Source organism: Bacteroides sp. AF25-38AC (assembly GCF_003602995.1).
GTDB classification, from domain to species: Bacteria; Bacteroidota; Bacteroidia; order Bacteroidales; family Bacteroidaceae; genus Bacteroides; species Bacteroides uniformis.
This window is the reverse complement of the sequence record NZ_QTMD01000008.1, coordinates 25,305-44,527: the sequence shown is the minus strand read 5'-3', so window position 1 is coordinate 44,527 and position 19,223 is coordinate 25,305. Positions and strand designations below refer to the sequence as shown.

The following is a 19,223-nucleotide window of genomic DNA, read 5'->3' as shown; positions in this document are numbered from 1 at the left end:
AACAGCAAATAATTAGATGGAAACATTCTTGATTCGTGCCCTGCAACTCATTATGAGCCTCTCGTTGCTCGTTATTGTTCATGAGGGGGGGCACTTCCTTTTTGCGCGTCTGTTCAAGACGCGGGTAGAAAAGTTCTGCTTATTCTTTGACCCTTGGTTCACATTATTCAAGTTCAAGCCCAAACACAGTGACACGGAATACGGTATCGGGTGGCTACCCTTAGGTGGTTATGTAAAAATAGCAGGTATGATAGACGAATCTATGGATACCGAACAGATGAAGCAACCCATGCAGCCATGGGAGTTCCGTGCCAAGCCGGCATGGCAGCGCCTGCTAATTATGGTAGGCGGTGTATTGTTCAACTTCCTGCTCGCATTGTTCATCTATTCCATGATACTTTTTACTTGGGGCGACGAATATATACCAGTACAAAAAGCCCCATTGGGTATGGATTTTAACGAAACAGCCAAAGCCATAGGCTTCCGCGACGGCGATATCCTAATATCTGCCGACGGGGTACCGTTCGAACGCTATGATGGCGACCTGCTGACCAGTATTGTCGATGCTCGCCAGGTAAGCGTATTGCGTGATGGGGAAGCTGCTTCAGTCTACATCCCCGAAGACATGATGAACCGCTTGCTGGCAGACAGCGTGCGTTTCGCCAGTTTCCGTTTCCCTTATGTAGTCGACAGCCTGATTGTAGGATACCCTGCCGCTTCCGCCGGTCTGCAAGTAGGTGACAGCATCACCCACTTGGATGGAAAGTCAATAGCCTACTACGACTTCAAAGAAGAGATGCTGAAGCGCAAGAAAGCCAACGCATCCCATGAGGTAACCTTGACATACGTCCGTAACGGTGTGACAGACACCTTGAGCATGATGACCAATGCCGACTATGAAATAGGCGTAGCAGCACGTACGGCAACCGACAAACTGCTGCCCGTTGTCCGCAAGGAATACAGTTTCCTTTCCTCTTTCCCTGCCGGCGTATCTTTGGGGGTAAAGACTCTGAAAGGCTACGTAGGCCAGATGAAATATCTCTTCTCCAAGGAAGGAGCCAAGCAACTCGGAGGTTTCGGAACCATCGGCAGTATTTTCCCCGCCACGTGGGACTGGCACCAGTTCTGGTACATGACGGCATTCCTCTCCATCATCCTTGCCTTTATGAATATTCTGCCCATCCCTGCACTGGACGGCGGACACGTGTTATTCCTCATTTACGAAATCATTGCACGCCGCAAGCCCAGCGACAAGTTTATGGAACGTGCGCAGATGGTGGGCATGTTCCTCTTGTTCGGTTTGCTGATTTGGGCAAACTTCAATGATATACTGAGGTATTTCTTTTAAAGAACAAGACATAAAAAAACGCATCATCCATTCGCAGTAGAACGGATGATGCATTTACATCAAACAGATGATGTGTTCGGGGCAAGCAGACGATGCGTTTGAGCCAAACACATCATCTGTTTTTTCTGTGTCTTATACCAAATGGCCGATCCACTCTTCTCTATCGCCCGGAAGCAGGTCTATTACCGGAACTTCAACCATTGTATAGCAACCCGGCTGCTGACGCATAGCGGCACGCGCCACACATACCAGCACTTGTGCCGTGAGGGCAGGATTGTTGATACGCATGTTGAACTCAAATAGCTGGTTCTGCGTCTTGCCGGACACACCCTTACGGGTCAAGTTTACCCCATGCCCCATATCGAGCAGTGCATCCACACTCGGAACCAATTTTACATGTGTTTCGTCATTCACGAAGTACGGGTCGGCTTTGATGGCTGCAGCCACCTTATCAAATTCGTAACCATCCTTCAACTCAATGTACACCATACGACGGTGAATGCCGGTTCCTGTAGGAATAGTCATGGAAAGAGCGGCTTTCACACCTTCGATGGCCTTTACAGCCACGGTGTGTCCCATGCTCATACCCGGACCAAAATTAGTATAGGTAATGCCTTTCGGAGCAATGGCTTCCAGCATAGTGCGGACAATGGAGTCACTACCCGGATCCCAGCCGGCAGAAATGATGGATACCGTATTATGCTTTTTAGCCTCTGCATCCAGTGTGCGGCGCAAGGCAGTGATACCCGTATGGATATCGAAACTGTCCACAGTATGAATGCCTAAAGCAAGGATCTCCTTTGCATACTCTTCCACTTTGCGGGTAGGCGTACAAAGGATAGCAACATCCACGCCTTTCAGTTCCTTGATATTCTTCACAACGGGATATGCACTCAGTTCCGCAGGACAGTTTTCAGCTCCGGCACGGCGTACTACACCGGCAATTTCGAAATCGGGAGCTGCTTGCAGGGCTTCGAGCACATAATGCCCGATATTACCATAGCCAACGATGGCCGCTCTTACTTTTTTCATTCTTTTTATGAATTTATTTATCAGTTTTCTACTTTATCGGCGCAAAAGTAAGCATTTTAATTTATTATATCGGCAGAACTCCCTGCTGTTTCACACAGTTTTTCTTTTTTTAGTGAGTGAAAGTCCAATAATAATTCATACATTCGCAGATGATATGTACGCAAGGCACATTTGGGGCCAACAAGCAAAAGAATTATGATAGAATACATCAGAGGCGGAATTGCCGAACTAAGTCCGGCAACCGCAATAATAGACTGCAACGGACTGGGATACGGCGTCAATATTTCATTGAATACGTATGCCGCCATCCAGGGCAAGAAAGAATGCAAACTATATATATATGAAGCTATCCGTGAAGACGCCTATGTCCTCTACGGGTTCGCTGACAAGCAGGAACGCGAACTATTCCTGTTGCTCATCTCCGTTTCAGGCATCGGCGGAAATACAGCTCGCATGATTCTCTCGGCACTCTCGCCATCCGAACTGATAAATGTCATCAGCACGGAAAACGCCACTCTACTGAAAACAGTCAAGGGTATCGGGCTGAAAACAGCCCAACGGATAATTGTGGATTTAAAAGACAAAATCAAGACCGGCAGCGTTGTAGCCGGCAACGCAGGGACCATAGGTACACTGGTATCGGCAGCCAACGCACAAGTACAAGAAGAAGCCGTAGCCGCCCTTACCATGCTGGGCTTTGCACAAGCCCCCTCACAAAAAGTAGTGCTTGCCATTTTGAAGGAAGAACCAAGCGCACCGGTGGAACAAGTCATCAAATTGGCATTAAAAAGACTATAATATTTATCTAAAACAAACAAATCATGACAACAATCAACATGCAATATTGGTTGGGGGCCAATGAACGCACCCACGTACTGCCAACGGACAAATGGTACCTCGACTTTGCCACAAGCATCCTGCCCCTCGTCAAGACCTCTCCCTTGTTCAACAAGGAAGACCTGCGTACCCAAATTGACGCAGCCATCTCCCTCGGCATGTACTTTCAAGATGCCATTGCCCAAAGCGGAGGCTGGAAACTTTTCTCCGAAGCCTTTCAAGGAGTATACGGAACTTACCTGCCGTTCTATCCACTGGGTGACGATTATACGCCCGATGAAATAAATCAGGAAGACATTGCATTCGTACTGTGGACATTGAAATCACAATTTAGTATTTTTGACAAGGAATACACCTTGTTCAGTCCTTATGACAAAGACCTGCTTGCATTAAGCCAAAGCGCCTATGAACTGATGGATGCACGTTTCGAAGAAGCTCCCATCAGCGAGGGAGAATCTTCCTTCCTTTGGGTAATGGGACTTGATTTACTGGATATGCCCATTACTCCGCTGCCGGAAGTCACTCCGGAAACCAAACTGAGCAAAGATGCCGCCCGCTGTCTGGAATACAGCCAGGGGAAACCGCTGCTATACTTCACCGATTACAAGGAGCTTTGCACTTTCTTTGTCGATGTCTTGGGATGGGAAAACAAACGGTCCGCATTATTGCCCGACCTGGAATACCAAAAAGAGTTCGTGATTTATGCCAACGCCAAAGGTATGCTCGTAGCCCACAACGTGGCCGCCTATTTCTGTGAAGAACATAACCCGATGTACGATGCCAAACGCGCTGCTGCAGAGGGTTACAAGATGTTCTGCCAACCCGGAGAGTGTCCGTTCGACCTGCTGAAATACGGAATGACCAAAGGAATTCTACCCGATGTGGAACTTCCCTTCTTGAAAGGAAAAGAAACACTGCATCAATATTGGGACTTTATAGCCCGCTACTACTTATGTGAATATTATGAAGGCGAGTAACCATTCCGGCATAAAGCCCAAACGGAGCAACAAGGCCAAGCCAACCGGAAAACGGATTGGTAAATCCAAACCTTCGAAAGCGAATAATCAGCTTAACAGAAGGGTAAAATAATTGAAAATGGATAATGGAAAAATAAACAGTGCAGCGTATTTATTGAAACCGCATGGCAATTTTCCATTATCCATTATCAATTTTCAAAGTTCCACAATCTCTTCCTTACACAACGTCAGTTTCTCCACTCCTTCCGCTGTTACAACCCAAGAGTTTTCGATACCGACGGGACCAATGCCTGGCAAAACAATCTTCGGTTCCAAAGCAAAGACCATGCCCGGTTCCAGCTCCTGCTTCATGCGTGGAGCCAGCACCGGCATTTCATTGATTTCCAGTCCGATGCCATGACCGATAAACTTGGCTTTTTGAGTGGCTCCCATAAAGTTGTCGGCAAAGCCCGCTTTGGTGACAATATCGATAGCGAGATTGTAAAGGTCCTCACAAACAGCACCCGGTTTCGCTTTTTCTACAACAGCCTCTTGTATGTCCAGGCAAACCTGATGGGCAACATATGCCTTTTCCGGCAACTTTCCGATAGAGAATACACGGCTCATGTCTCCCATATAGCCATAGAAGTTACCCCCCATATCGACCATAAAGCTCTGGCCGGGCTGCAACAGTGCACCGTTCACACTGATAGGCAGTGACGGATCAAGTCCCTCGCCTCCCAGAGCAAAATCATAGGGGGCAGGCGCAGTAGCATTATCTCCTGCCAGCAGACTTCCCATAAAAATCTCCATACTTTGTCCGAAGGTACGGAAAATACCCAGACAACCTTCCAAACGCATCAGGCGCTCTATTTCGATGGATAACTGGCGGTCTGTCATTCCTGGTCTATAAACCGAGGGTATTTGTTCGTAAGCTTTAGCATGTGCAATGCCGGAACGGCGGAACATCTCAATCTCTATTTCAGTCTTGACACTTCGGGCCTTCCGGATAAGTGCCGTACCACAAGGAAGCACCTCCGTTTCAGGGAAACACGCAGCCAAACGGTTATATTCCGTAAAAGACAACTCATCCCCCTCCAGCATCAACCTCGCAGGTATGGGCAAACCACATTCCTTTAGTAAGTCAGGCAGTTGTTCCGGTTTACGGATAGGATGAATATGTTCCCCTTCAATATTGTTGGGACGTTTGATGAATAAACGAGCGGGAGCATTCAACGGCAGATACAAGTAACCGCTGACGACACGTCCGTACGTATAGATTAAATTTACATTGCAAGCGATAAGAGCGGCATCAATCTCTTGTTGAGCCATGAGAGAGCGTATTTTATCACGTCTCAGTTTCAATTCAGGTAGTAACATCTCTTTGTCATTTATGGTTTCTCGGATACAAAGATACAACTTTTTTAATTGAGAATAAAAAAGTACTGCCCCATACCTTCACAGGCGTAGGGCAGCACAAACCACAAATACAAATACAACTAAACAAAGTTTCTCTCTTAGATAATTCCCTGACCCATCATGGCATGAGCCACCTTCATGAAGCCGGCGATATTCGCTCCCTTCACGTAGTTGATGTAGCCATCAGGTTCTGTCCCATATTTTACGCATTGAGCATGAATTCCGTGCATGATGGCGTGGAGTTTTTCATCCACTTCGGCTGCACTCCAGCTGAGGTGCATGGCGTTCTGCGACATTTCCAGTCCGCTGGTAGCCACACCACCTGCATTGACAGCCTTACCCGGTGCATACATAATCTTATTTTCAATAAAAAGGTCGATAGCTTCGGGCGTACATCCCATATTGGAGATTTCGCCTACACATGTCACCTTGTTGTCAATGAGGTGTTGTGCATCTTCGCCGTTCAGCTCGTTCTGGGTAGCGCAAGGCAGAGCGATGTCCGCTTTCACTTCCCACGGGCGTTTGCCTGCTACGAAAGTAGAGCCGGGGAATTCGTCGGCATACGGTGCTACGATATCGTTGCCCGATGACCGGAGTTCCAGCATATAATCTATCTTTTCGCCACTGATACCGTTCGGGTCGTAGATGTAACCGTCGGGACCGGAGATGGTAACCACCTTGGCACCCAATTCGGTAGCCTTGGTAGCAGCACCCCAAGCCACATTTCCAAAACCGGAGATAGCCACGGTCTTGCCCTTGATGTCAATGCCTTTTGTTTGTAACATTTGGTTTACGAAATACAAGCCGCCGAATCCTGTTGCTTCGGGACGAATCAGCGAACCGCCAAATTCCAATCCTTTACCGGTAAATGTGCCCGTAAATTCGCGAGTCAACTTCTTATACATACCGAACATATAGCCCACTTCGCGACCGCCTACACCGATATCACCGGCAGGAACATCCATATCCGGACCGAGGTGACGCCACAATTCCAGCATGAAGGCCTGACAGAAACGCATGATTTCAGCATCGCTCTTTCCGCGCGGAGAGAAGTCGGAACCACCCTTACCACCGCCCATAGGCAATGTAGTCAAAGCATTCTTGAAAGTCTGCTCAAATCCCAGGAATTTGAGGATAGAAAGATTTACGGAAGCATGGAAACGAATACCGCCTTTGTACGGGCCAATGGCATTGTTGAACTGCACACGATAGCCGAGGTTCGTCTGAACTTCACCCTTATCATCCACCCACGTTACACGGAAAGTAAAGATACGGTCAGGTTCAACCAGACGTTCTATAATTTTCGCTTTCTCGAACTCAGGATGTTGGTTATAGATATCTTCGATGGAAAGAAGAACTTCCTTTACGGCTTGAAGATACTCAGACTCGCCGGGGTGCTTTGCCTCTAAAGAGGCCATGATACGTTCGATATTCATAATATTACGTTTTAAAGGTTATTACCTTGTTGACTTCACGCTATTCAAACAAAATGTCAATGAATAACACCGCAAATATAAGAAAACTTTTCAAAACAGCTAAATTTTACGGTTATATTTTGATTAAAGAATGATAAAATGTCAAATCCCCGGCATTCTCTATTCATACCTAAATGGTCTATTCTTTTCCTATTCTGTCAACAATTCGCCATAACGGCATAAATATAGAAAAAATTATAATAAAGAAAATAAGAAATGACGAATAATTTACGAAAAAAGACACAATCCTCACGGACTATGCCTTTCCAATTGCTAACTTTAATTCTTAAATGCTTGTATTAAATCCGCAACATAATAATTACTATGTACGGACAAGCTTCATAATTTCTTCAATCCTTTTACCTCTTCTTTTGTTGCTTCTCGAACACTGATAGCCACCCCTCCACTACTTGCCAGAGGTTGACGCAGCACACTCTTTGACGTTACTATGCCACGACGGATGTCATAGCTCTGCGGATTATCTTTCCAGTCTGCATCCCGACCATCTGCATAAACGGTAACAATATATTTCCTTCCTTCGGGTAAGAAAGAGAAAGGAATAGTTGCCGTACGAGGATGTTCGTCGGTAATAGCACCTACATACCACTCTTGTTTTCCTTTGGCTTGACGAGCCACTGTGATATAATCACCCGGTTCGGCTTCCAGATACCAAGAATTGCTCCAATCCACCGCTACATCCTTAATAAATTGAAACGCATCGGGAAAACGGCGATAATTATCCGGCAGGTCTGCTGCCATCTGTAACGGAGAGGGCATCGTTACATATAGAGCCAATTGTTTTACCAATGTAGTACCCGCCTGACCTTTAGGTTTCGAACCATTATAATACGAAAGTTTTGTCTGGAAAATACCAGGAGTGTAATCCATCGGACCACCCTTCAACCGAGTAAACGGCAAGATACAAGTATGATCCGGATCATTGCCCCCCATAGATTCAAACTCACCACCACGGGCAGATTCTTGCGCTACCCAGTTGGGCCAGGTACGGCACAAGCCGGTGGGACGAACAGCCTCGTGACTATCTACCATAATCTTATAATCAGCAGCACGCTTCACCACATGTATATAATGATTGTTCATCCATTGTGAGGAATGATATTCACTACGGGGAATGATTGAGCCCACATATCCGGTCTTTACAGAATTATAGCCATTATCTACCATAAATTGAAAGGCTACATCCAGCTGCCGCTCATAGTCGGCAGCATTAGCAGCCGTCTCATGATGCATGATAATCTTTACTCCCTTTGATTTGGCATAGGCATGTAGTACCGCAACATCAAAGTCCGGATAAGGTTTGTCAAAAAGGAACTGACGATCCTTACGATAGGATGCCCAATCTTCCCAACCTTCATTCCAGCCCTCAACCAATACCGCATCAATACCATTCTCCGCCGCAAAGTCTATGTACTCTTTCACATGTTCAGTATTGGCCGGATGATGTCCATTAGGAGTTAACTTTGAATAGTCGGTTATGCCGGGTTTAGCCTTATAATAGTCGCTATATGCCCATGTACCTCCTCCACCAGTAAACATCTCCCACCAGACACCGATAAATTTCTGTGGCTTAATCCAAGAAGTATCTTCCAGCTTACAAGGTTCATTCAGATTAAGAATCAACTGAGAAGCAAGGATGCTACGTGCATCGTCACTAACCATAATTGTACGCCACGGGGTATGCAACGGTAATTGCAGATATCCTTTCTTTCCTAATTTATCGGGAGTAAGATGAGCAGAAAAGTTAAACTCTTTATCATCCACATTCAGCAACATGGCAGAATAATCTACCAAGGCAGCTTCATGAATATTGATATAAAGTCCTTCGGTAGTCTTTATCATAAGGGGTGTTTGTACTGTGAATGAAGTCGCTTTAGCTTCATATCCTTTTTTACGTAGATTACGTTCCATAGCTTCGCGCACTTCGGAAATGGCCGCAGTAGTATAGGCAAACTCATTCGTATCATAATCACCGGGAATGCAATAGAGTGTATGATTACCGGTCAGATTGAATTCCGTCAGTTCGTCTTTTACCGTCAGATAATTCATGGTTTTCTGCTCCGGCAACTCATAACGGAATCCGAGTCCATCGTCAAACAATCGAAAACGTACAATCATCATACGGTCGTGCTTTGCCGGTTGTGAGAGAGTGACAGTAAGTTCATTGTAATGGTTACGGACTTTTTCATACTCTCCCCATACAGGCATCCAAGTTTCATCAAAAGTAGAATTTGTTGCATCAAGAATCCGGAAGCCATTTGACAAATCCGCTTCTTCCATAAGTATTCCCAAGGCAGAAGGTTCTACAACCGGCTCTCCTTTGTAATATAAGCTATAGACCGGCCCCCCCTCGGAATCAAGCACAACATTGAGTTTCAGATTCCCATTGGGAGATGACAATTCGTGTGCCATCGCCACACAAGCAATTCCCAGAAATACAACTGTTAATAATACATGTTTCATATACATCCGTTATTGTTGATATATAAAATATTGATAAGGTTCCATCGTCATTACTGTAGGCAACTCCACATCCACACCGGCAATCACATCGGTCATGGTCTTGCCAGCATGCTCCATAGGTACTTTCACTTGTACAGACTCATTGGCAGTATTCACCATGACCAACATGCCATGACTGCCTGCTGCCCGATAAAATGAAGCGACATCTCCGGTAGTATAAACTTCCAGTTCACCACCACGTACACTGCTCGTAGCTTTATAGGCTCTGATGATTTCTGCCATCTCTTGCGCAAAGACTTCATTGGACTTCAAGTCTATAACTCCGTAATTGAAAAAGTTAAGTGACCGCGGATAGGCTACTTCCTGCGAACTATAAATAAGAGGTATCCCCTCGAGCATAGTCGTCAATACAAAAGCAGACATGGCACCACGCTCACCGCCATAACATTCTATCGGTGAAGCCTCACTTGCCTGGTCATGATTAGTAGAATAGCGTAACCGTAACGTACCCTTCGGCATTCCCTCCAATTCGGAAGTATTCATAGCATAAAGGTCAGTAAGTGAGCATTTACCGGCATAATAGTCTTTCAGTTTACTATGGAAGTTCCAGCCGTAGAGCAGATTGAAACCATTGTTCATTAAAGACGTTTTTCCGCCTTCGGCAAGCATCAGCAAATTATTGTCAAGTGTACGGAGCTCGGCGATTGCTTTCTTCCAGAAAGCATCTGGTACCCCCTCGGCATAATCACAACGGTATCCATCAATACCAATTTCTGTTACCCAATACTTCATGGCATCAATCATGGCTTGCTGCATGGTTTCGTTGTCAAAATTCAAGTCAGCAACATCCGCCCAAGGCTGTTCTTGAGGTTGTACCACATTGCCATTTGCATCCTGTGTATACCAATCCGGATGCTCAGTCACCCAAGCATTGTCCCACGAAGTATGGTTGGCAACCCAGTCAAGAATCACTTTCATTCCTTTGGCATGGGCAGCATCTACCAGTTCTTTCAAGTCTTTTTTTGTTCCGTAACGTGTATTCAGCTTTTTATAATCCTTTATACAATAAGGTGAATTCACACTTTTCAGTACTCCCGGCTCATTTACAGGCATCAGCCAAAGCACGGTAGTTCCCAGGCTTTGAATACGGTCAAGCTCTGCTTTGATGGCAGAGAACGCATTTTCTTCGGCAAAAATGCGGGGATTTGCCTCATAAATCACCATATCCGAAGCCATGTATTCTTCCTGTGGGACGGGAATCGGTTCCATGTCACTCTGACTATCACTACACCCCATACAAGAATGTAGCATCGTAAAGAGCAGTGTCGCAATTATTACTTTTTTCATATTTCTACTTTTTATCTATACTTATACTCATTGGCGGAACTGATATCTGCAAAAGGAGCATCCAAACTCTCCAGTGATGGGCATTGGCAGAAAAGATACTAAGACTTAATACTAAAAATCCCGGAAGCCAATACTAAAAAACAAAAGAGCTAAGAGATAACTTCTTCCCAAGGCTTGGTTTTTCTATCCCAAGACTTGGGATAGAAAAACCAAGCCTTGGGACATATATCCGCAAGATTGAAAAGAGATATCCTATCCCCAATCTCATTCCACCAATAGGTCATTTAACATCTTCATTACTATACAAAACTCATTTCAAGAAATTATTCTGATTAGAAACAAAAGCCGCTTCAGATTCCGGTTCAGAGTCTCCGTCCGGATTGTTAGGGTCAATCTCCTCACCAGCTATGTCCGTAATACGGAAATAATAATCTCGATCAAGCGTCACTGCTGCGAGGTCAAATTGTGAGCCTCCATTGTTATTATTCATTATCAGATTGTAAGTCAATCCCTTATTTGCTTCACCTGTATCGTAATAATTATACGTGACACCTTTTATCTCAACACTACCGGTTGGTAATATTCCTGGCCAACTGCCAAAGAGTTCCGGTATATCATTTCCCCACGCATATATGGTTGTTTCTGCCCATCCGGACTGGTCTTCAATAAATATGGCATAACCATCATGGATAACCACTGCATCCGGATCTATTTCCGTCCAACCGCTTTCTGTGATTTCCAAATATATGTCACGGTCAAGAGTAAAGTTCTGTGGTCCATCAAATTGTGAACCTACTCCATTATCGTTAAATATCAAATTGTAAACCAATCCCTTATTTGCTTCACCTGTATCGAAGTATTTATAGGTAATTCCTTTTATCTCAACGCTACCAGTAGGTGAAATACCGGGCCAACCTCCAAAAAGTTCCGGCAAATCATTTCCCCACGCATAAAGTGTCAGTGCATCCCAACCTGTATTGTCCATCACGAACACAGCATAACCGTCATGAATCACTTCACTTGGGTCTTCCGGCTCCTCAAAATAAGCATTCCAGCGGGTTACCGTTATATCAGTGCGAGTACCTACCTTAGCCGAAATTTGATGTAAAGCATCCCCATTCTGCAAAGTACGCTCTATACCTTGTGTCTTAGAAACGAAATAAAAGCCATCGGCAAGTGTCTTTCCATTAACAAAATCTTCCGGATAGAGGTATATGCCCCATTTAACATCATTGTTTGCAGCTTTCTCCATCTGCCACTTAAGGTCTCCGGAAGCAGCATCCTGACCTCCATTGAAATCGCCTGCAATATAAATTATTTCATCGGCACCAGTTCCTTGGGGCATAATCACCTCCAGCAAGATAGCATCGCTACGAAGTTCAAATTGCGGCAACTCATGGTCAAACACAATTTCCTCCTTGTCACAACTACTGATGAAAGCTACAAAAAGCAACAAAAGCCATAGCGGATTACATATATATTTTTTCATTGTTACTATTATTATAGGATGATTAATAATTAGGATTCTGTACCAGTCCCGGATTTACCATAAGGGCAGACTGGGGCAAGGGATACCACTCGTATTTGCGGTCACGTTTAGCCGGATAGCTTAAACCGTCGTCCGTGGCACGGCCAAAGAACCACCATTGCCCTTGCGTAAACTTATCGAAACGACGCAAGTCTGTACGACGACGACGCCCCTCTCCCAAGAATTCAAGTCCCCATTCACTCAACATCCAATCCATATCAAAGGATGTAAAACCAGGACCGGGCTGCTCGAGAGCCGATTTATCTGTAAAATAGCGTGTTTTAACTCTATATACCAGTTCTTTAGCACCTTCCGTATCACCTGCACGCATTTTACATTCAGCAAGAGTATAGACCACTTCACTCAAACGGAATTCCACCTCATCGATGTTTTGGAAATCAATGCCTGCACTCTCCGGATAAACCGGATATCTTACCAAACGGACACCTGAATTCGTTTCACCCCAGCGAGGTGACATGACAGTCTCCAGATTACGTCCTAAATTAAGGAATGTACCCACCTGATCCACATAAACCAAATCCTGACCGTCACGGTCGGCATCTGCTTTCAAAGCCGCACCCTTACCATAGTTGGCTTTAATAGCCCCTTTCAAAAAAATGCCTTGATAGTTTCCTGTTGTTTCATTATACACATAGTTCTGCTTACGGATATCTTTATCGTGGAAACGTTCATAAACTGCTCCTAACTTATCACCGTAGTCAGTAAGAAAGCTCTTAGGATTGTCAGTACCACCATACGGCTGTACATTTCCAGAATTATCCCATGAAGGTGCCAAGCATACACAATTCCATCCGCTCTGGCTGTATGTACCTCCAAAGTAATCCCAACAATTGTAAGGCATGAAAGGCATGTTACGCATCCAACCGGTATTGACCTGACCGACTTCCATCGCCAATGCCATTACAACTTCCGGACATTCTACATTGTTTATCGAATAAATATCGCGATAGTCATCGGTAATGCTGTAAGTACCATAATCGCCATTCAGAATTTTTTGGCAAAGAGTGGCACACTCATTATAACTGTTTTGTTTGATAAACACCTCAGAATTCAGCAACAAGCGCATCTTAATCATACGATTGGCAGCTTGGTTCATGCGGTTGCGAGTCTTTCCAGAACCATCTTCTTTCATAAGATCTGTAACTGACTCATCTAATTCCTGACTGATAAAATCGTAGATAATCTTGCACCCCTTATCAAAATCAGTATCTGCAGAACCAGGGATTTCCGCACCCGAAGAAATGTTCAAGGGAAGTGCTCCACCCCAAATCTCAAAGATATTGTAGTATGCCCAAGCACGCAGGGTACGTACTTCGGCAATATAACTATTCAAAGCATCCTCAGTCATGCGTATAGATGCGGGGCTGATTGCCTGCAAATCTGTAATAAGCGTATTGCAAAGCCCAATAGTGGTCCACGCATTCTCCCAAGTTTGGCGAATAATGGTTGATTCTGACGTCCAGGTATGTGAAGACAAAGCAAACTTCAATGCCTCATCCCATCCCCAAAGTCCACCGTTCCAACTGCGCCATGCCACCTGGTCGGCAGAAAACTCCTGCAAATACCAGAAGTATTCCAAATAACTATATGCAGCTTTCGAATAGATGGCTGCCACTGCCCCCTGAACACTCGTCTCATCTTGATAATAAATTCCGGCATCCACACGATCGAACACTTCCTCGTCCAAATTAGTACAAGAGAAAAGTGAACATGACATAATCATCGCCAATAACCAACGACATTTTATATATTTCATATCTTTCATATTTTTAATAATTTGTTTCTCATTTATTTGAAGCGAAGAGTCACACCTAAACTCAATTGAGTTGCTGTAGGATAAGCACTATTACTATCTACTCCCGGCTGGATACCATTCACGTCTATAATTGAAGGGTCATTACCAGAATATCCGGTCAAGGTAAACAGATTCTTGGCAGACAGATATATGCGCATATTATCCAGTAACTTACGGTTCTTAGGAGTAAAATTATATCCCAAGGTTACATTTTCCAGTTTTATGAAGCTACCATCCTCCAGGAAATAGGAAGATATTACTCCACCACCGGTACGGATATTCTTATCTTCCAGATACGCAGAGCGAAGAACATTATCTGTACCACATCCCTGAAGCCCCATACCATATTTACGCATATTGAATACATCAAAACCGAATGTACCGCGGAAGAATACACTCAAATCAAAATTTCTCCAAGTCAGGTTGTTACTCCAAGACAAGAAGTGCTTGGGAGCACCATTGCCAATATAACGTTTATACTTGGCATCAGCCTGAGAAATCGGTATTTGCTCATCTTTATCATTCAAAATAAGCATATTGCCATTTTCGTCAACACCTGCATATTCATAACCGTAGAACTGCCCTATCTCTCCCCCTTCCTGCACACGGAAGAAATATTCGCTGGAACCAGTACCCGGTTTTAAGTAAAGGTCGAGATAAGATGCCTTGTAAATATCGTTAGAAAGTTTGGTCAACTTAGTCTTCCCATAAGAATAATTGATTCCGCTCGTCCACTTCACTGCTGTTTTAGTAAGGATGTCACCATCCAAAGATACTTCTATACCGGTATTTTTCGTTGTTCCAACGTTAACCAAAATAGTGGAATAGACAAAAGGCGGTTGAGGTGCCGTGTACGTATAAAGCAAGTCTTTAGAACTACGGTCAAAATACTCCACTGAACCACGTAAACGATTCCATAGAACAAAATCAACACCCAGATTAATCGCAACGCTCTTTTCCCAAGCCAAATCCGGATTAGCATTACTGGAGGGAGCATAGCCCGTTACCCAACGCCCGTCAAAGAGATAACTACCATTGGTATTGTAAGTAGAAAGTGATTTATAAGCATCAAAATCCGAACGACCGGTAATTCCGAAAGAAACACGCGGTTTCAAACTGGTCAACACTTTCCGGGTATTCTTCATAAAGCCCATCTCCATCATTTCCCAAGCCAAAGAAGCTGCTGGGAAGTACCCCCACTTTTGGTTAGCACCAAATTTGGAAGAGCCTTCATAGCGCAACGAAGCCGATGCAAAAAGCATATCCTTCCAATTATAGTTCAACCGACCAAAGAAGCCAATAAGTGTCGATTCAGAGCGACCGCTATATAAACTTGCCAAACCATCCTTCAGATAAGAGCCACTGCCCAAATCCCAATATTTCGTATTATCAAAAGAGAAGTCGTTGTTACTACCACCAATCTGTTCCCAGATAGACTTCTCATAAGTATAGCCCACTACAGCCTTAATATTGTGGTCGCCCAAGTTCAGTGCATAATTTCCCAACCACTCCAATCGATTGGTGTACCATTTCTGATACTTCATTTCCGCACGTCCTTTATAACCATTCCAATAGGACTCCGAACCGGCAGACGAAGCATAATATTGTTGCTTCATGTCATTGTAATGCAATGAGTAACTTAATGTTGTATTCAACAAATGCTTTTCTGTCTGCAAAATATTCAGTTTAGCCTCAGCCGTACCCAACAAATACATACGCTGGCCGTTGTTATCTCTCAAAGCAAGCTCCGCAACCGGATTGGTTGCACCCGTAGGAGAAGTAGGCTGATAATACGAACCGTCTGCATTATATACCGGCATTGTAGGATTCATTGTGAGTGCCCTATCGAAGAAACCATCATTTCCCCAGGTTTCATTTACACGACGTGCACTCAACGAACCGTTGAATTGTAAGCGATTCTCCAGTACACGCTGTTCCATAGAAAAACGACCTCCAAATTCTTCACGACCACTCACGATGTCAAGTCCATTGGCACTTTTGTAATTGAAGGAAGCACCATAGAAACCATTCTTTGTGCTACCATCAATAGATATATATTGGTTTGTGTCGTATGCTACATCACGAGTAATCAGTCCATACCAGTCAGTGTCGGCTCCATAGTCTGTACCTCGTCTCGAACGACGGAATTCATCAGCCGACAGAATATCCGGAGAGGGCTTGGCTACATTAAAAGCGATGTAACTGTCATATGTGACTACCGTTTTTCCAGCTTCACCCGAGCCACGTTTCGTTGTAACTAAAATCACACCATTAGCACCTCGCGTTCCGTAAATAGCAGCTGAACCCGCATCTTTCAATACCGTAATAGATTCAATATCCTGTGCAGCGATGTTACGGATATCGCCACCTGCCACACCATCTATGACAATCAAAGGACTATTACTTGCAGAAACAGATGTTGCACCACGTACTTGTAATGAAGAACTGGAGTTAGGATTGGCAGCTGCCTGCGTATTGACATTCAAGCCCGCGACTTTTCCCGATACCATTTCCATCGGGTTATTCATAGCCCCCAAATTAAAATTTTTCTTATCCACTTGTACAATGGAACTGGAAACTTCTTTTTTACTCAATGAACCGTAACCCACTACTACAACTTCTTCCAACACCTGCTGGTCATCATGCAAGACAACATCAATCTTGTTTCTACCGGATACGTTCAGTTCCTGCGTTTGGTAACCTACATAAGAAAAAATAAGTATTGCATCAGGATTGACATTCAATAACACATAGTTACCGTCAATGTCAGTTATCACCCCCGAAGTTGTACCCTTTACCAATACACTTGCACCGATAAGACCTTCACCCGTTGCATCGGTCACCTTTCCTTGTACCTGAAGTTGTTGCGCAACAGCAACACCAGTCATCATAAGAAAACCCAGTAAAAGGATCATGCGCTTTTTAAGGCATCTCTTTAGACTTTTCTTTTTCATCTTATTAGAAATTAGTTAAACAATAAATAGATTGATGCAAATGTATTATCAAAACAAACGCACGATTTGGGCTGAGATAAAAATCTAAAGTCCTGCAACAGGCAATCAACTATAATACAACGCATTACAAAAATGCTATTGCTACTAATTTCTAAATCATTTCTAAACTTTTTAAGGCAGAAGAAAGCCTCAAAAGGAGGATAAAATCAAAAAGAAGTTATTTTCATCACTCGTTCTTCAAAGTCCTCTTTACAAAGAGACTTGTTTTTTAGCTTGGAACGATAAGTATAGATGGTAGTTATGGAATAACGCAAAAATTCTGCAATACGCGCACTGTCTGTAATACCTAAACGAATCAGTGCAAATATGCGCAGTTCGGTAACAAGCAATTCTTCATTTTTAGGATGCAATTGTTCTTCAACTGGCAACAAACGATTAAATTCTTCTACAAAGTTAGGGAATATCTTAAGAAAAGATACATCGAAATTGTGATAGAACTCTTTCAACTCTTGATTTATGAAACGGTCGGACTTCAATGTACGATATAACTCCTCAAGTTTACCGGCAACAGCCTGCTTGTTCAATATGCGGCGATATTCTTCCATCTTACTTATATAAGAGGAACTTAAACTGAGGAAACGTCCCAAATACTCTTCCTTAATATGATTGGCTTCCGTAAGAGTCTGATTAGTATGCAATAATCGTTCATTAGCCTCATGTTGAGACTTGTTCAGCTTCTTCAATTCACTATTCAATATACTCAATTGGGAATTGGCAGCAACAACTTTTTTACGGGCATAAGACAATTTTTTCATTTGCCATAGCACACACAGTACTGTCAATAGAAGGAAAACAGAAAGGATACATATGCCTGTAATAAACATTCTCTGCCGCTGTTGCTGTATTTCCTTTTCTTGCTGATAAGCACGATCTATGAGCGGAAGCATCTTGGAATTCTGCGAACTACGCAACCGAGTAGTATAATAATTAGCATCTTCCATACTAATCTTGATATAGTGATTAGCACGTTCCAAATCGCCCATTCCATAAAGTAATTCCGCTAATGCGCACAAAGAATAATTTTCTTTCACCACTGCCCTAATGTCAGCAATGGCACTGCTAATACGTGCTTCCATTTCTTTCTGCTTGTTCCCCACGACATGATAAGCAAAAGCCAGAATTGAAGTAGCTACTGCATACTCACGCGTATTGGATTTCAACCGAGGTAAAAAATTCTTCAATAAACATATAGCCTCCTGACTTTTTCCCTGGTCAATGAGCTGAGGTGCATGCACGACTACATATCTATAAGTATCTTCCGGTACTAGGCTGATTATAGAATCCCTATACAAATTTGCTATCCGAAGATAATTGTTCACGTAGTTCCGATCAGTGGCGTACTCTGCCTGATAGAGATATAGGTTTTCAAAACATACATAATAGTCCACTATATTTTCACCCTCCAACGTGTTACGAGGAAGCGATTTCAGCAATTCCATTGCTTCAACAAAAAGGCCCGAAGTATTTAGAATATGTACTTTATTTAATATAGAACTATTTATCCATTGCCTATTATTTAGCCGTGTGGCAATAAGAATATTTTCATTTATATAATGTAATGCAGAATCACTAATATAAGAATTATATTCGGCAAAAAGACGATTTTGTATCAGATAACGCTCCATGTCAGTAAGCCTCCCTTGCTTCAACTCATCCTTTATCAAAGAAATATACCGTTCTTTTTCTTCCTCGTATTGTCTACGCATCACGATAGTCTTATCCAGAACAGACAAAAGGCTATCTATTGCAGATGCATACATACCAAGCGAACATGGCAACAGCATTATTATTAAAATCAAGATACGCATCATAGGTTAACATTGTGACATAACTTCGCAAAGTTACAATTTTCTTCTGTTATGAAAATACGATTTTAGTATTTTCTTTGGCATTATAAGTCGTACATCATAGGGATTATACATCTACCGAAATTCATATTTCCTCTACTTCGGATAGCTTTTAAAGCTTTT

Annotated in this window: 12 protein-coding genes; 3 read left to right on the top strand and 9 right to left on the bottom strand. The window is 43.5% G+C overall.

What is annotated here, in order from left to right:
- The first annotated feature begins 16 nt into the window (after positions 1 to 16).
- Positions 17 to 1,348 carry an RIP metalloprotease RseP gene (gene rseP, locus DWY55_RS07255; protein ID WP_005826988.1) on the top strand — a complete coding sequence of 444 codons (1,332 nt, stop codon included), beginning with the start codon at positions 17 to 19 and terminating at the stop codon, positions 1,346 to 1,348.
- A gap of 132 nt (positions 1,349 to 1,480) precedes the next feature.
- Here the strand turns inward: rseP and DWY55_RS07250 are convergent, their stop codons facing one another.
- Entirely contained in the window at positions 1,481 to 2,380 is a 900-nt protein-coding gene (locus DWY55_RS07250; RefSeq protein ID WP_022401162.1) for a diaminopimelate dehydrogenase, read from the bottom strand.
- A 195-nt stretch (positions 2,381 to 2,575) separates the two neighbouring features.
- Here DWY55_RS07250 and ruvA point away from each other — a divergent pair, with 195 nt between their 5' ends.
- Entirely contained in the window at positions 2,576 to 3,178 is a 603-nt protein-coding gene (ruvA, locus tag DWY55_RS07240; RefSeq protein ID WP_005833022.1) for a Holliday junction branch migration protein RuvA, read from the top strand.
- Between the two features lie 23 nt (positions 3,179 to 3,201).
- The gene (locus DWY55_RS07235) at positions 3,202 to 4,194 is read left to right on the top strand and encodes a DUF3843 family protein (RefSeq protein WP_005826997.1); all 993 of its coding nucleotides are present in this window, start codon (positions 3,202 to 3,204) and stop codon (positions 4,192 to 4,194) included.
- A 195-nt stretch (positions 4,195 to 4,389) separates the two neighbouring features.
- On the opposite strand, the gene DWY55_RS07230 is transcribed toward DWY55_RS07235, so the two are convergent.
- The 8 genes from DWY55_RS07230 to DWY55_RS07195 form a co-directional block, all read right to left on the bottom strand.
- The gene (locus tag DWY55_RS07230; RefSeq protein ID WP_005827001.1) at positions 4,390 to 5,553 is read right to left on the bottom strand and encodes a M24 family metallopeptidase; all 1,164 of its coding nucleotides are present in this window, start codon (positions 5,551 to 5,553) and stop codon (positions 4,390 to 4,392) included.
- 137 nt (positions 5,554 to 5,690) lie between these two features.
- Entirely contained in the window at positions 5,691 to 7,028 is a 1,338-nt protein-coding gene (gdhA, locus tag DWY55_RS07225) for an NADP-specific glutamate dehydrogenase (protein ID WP_008665157.1), read from the bottom strand.
- A 378-nt stretch (positions 7,029 to 7,406) separates the two neighbouring features.
- Positions 7,407 to 9,554, bottom strand: coding sequence for a glycoside hydrolase family 97 protein (locus DWY55_RS07220; RefSeq protein WP_008665155.1), 2,148 nt, complete (start codon positions 9,552 to 9,554; stop codon positions 7,407 to 7,409).
- A gap of 3 nt (positions 9,555 to 9,557) precedes the next feature.
- A complete protein-coding gene (locus DWY55_RS07215) occupies positions 9,558 to 10,895 on the bottom strand; it encodes an alpha-amylase family glycosyl hydrolase (RefSeq protein WP_008665154.1) in 1,338 nt (445 codons plus the stop codon).
- A gap of 310 nt (positions 10,896 to 11,205) precedes the next feature.
- Positions 11,206 to 12,384, bottom strand: coding sequence for a hypothetical protein (locus DWY55_RS07210; RefSeq protein ID WP_117703655.1), 1,179 nt, complete (start codon positions 12,382 to 12,384; stop codon positions 11,206 to 11,208).
- Positions 12,385 to 12,406: 22 nt separating this feature from the next.
- Positions 12,407 to 14,200: a RagB/SusD family nutrient uptake outer membrane protein gene (locus DWY55_RS07205; protein WP_005833034.1), complete on the bottom strand. Its 1,794-nt coding sequence runs from the start codon at positions 14,198 to 14,200 to the stop codon at positions 12,407 to 12,409.
- 32 nt (positions 14,201 to 14,232) lie between these two features.
- Positions 14,233 to 17,193, bottom strand: a complete 2,961-nt coding sequence (locus tag DWY55_RS07200; protein WP_005827017.1) for a SusC/RagA family TonB-linked outer membrane protein — start codon at positions 17,191 to 17,193, stop codon at positions 14,233 to 14,235.
- 206 nt (positions 17,194 to 17,399) lie between these two features.
- Entirely contained in the window at positions 17,400 to 19,064 is a 1,665-nt protein-coding gene (locus DWY55_RS07195; protein WP_120178049.1) for a DUF6377 domain-containing protein, read from the bottom strand.
- Positions 19,065 to 19,223 lie beyond the last annotated feature (159 nt).

Coding starts and splice junctions, on each gene's coding strand:
- DWY55_RS07205 (WP_005833034.1), bottom strand. CDS start 14,200: ATGAAATATATAAAATGTCGTTGGTTATTGGCGATGATTATGTCATGT.
- DWY55_RS07195 (WP_120178049.1), bottom strand. CDS start 19,064: ATGATGCGTATCTTGATTTTAATAATAATGCTGTTGCCATGTTCGCTT.
- DWY55_RS07210 (WP_117703655.1), bottom strand. CDS start 12,384: ATGAAAAAATATATATGTAATCCGCTATGGCTTTTGTTGCTTTTTGTA.
- rseP (WP_005826988.1), top strand. CDS start 17: ATGGAAACATTCTTGATTCGTGCCCTGCAACTCATTATGAGCCTCTCG.
- DWY55_RS07200 (WP_005827017.1), bottom strand. CDS start 17,193: ATGAAAAAGAAAAGTCTAAAGAGATGCCTTAAAAAGCGCATGATCCTT.
- gdhA (WP_008665157.1), bottom strand. CDS start 7,028: ATGAATATCGAACGTATCATGGCCTCTTTAGAGGCAAAGCACCCCGGC.
- DWY55_RS07235 (WP_005826997.1), top strand. CDS start 3,202: ATGACAACAATCAACATGCAATATTGGTTGGGGGCCAATGAACGCACC.
- DWY55_RS07220 (WP_008665155.1), bottom strand. CDS start 9,554: ATGTATATGAAACATGTATTATTAACAGTTGTATTTCTGGGAATTGCT.
- DWY55_RS07215 (WP_008665154.1), bottom strand. CDS start 10,895: ATGAAAAAAGTAATAATTGCGACACTGCTCTTTACGATGCTACATTCT.
- ruvA (WP_005833022.1), top strand. CDS start 2,576: ATGATAGAATACATCAGAGGCGGAATTGCCGAACTAAGTCCGGCAACC.
- DWY55_RS07230 (WP_005827001.1), bottom strand. CDS start 5,553: ATGTTACTACCTGAATTGAAACTGAGACGTGATAAAATACGCTCTCTC.
- DWY55_RS07250 (WP_022401162.1), bottom strand. CDS start 2,380: ATGAAAAAAGTAAGAGCGGCCATCGTTGGCTATGGTAATATCGGGCAT.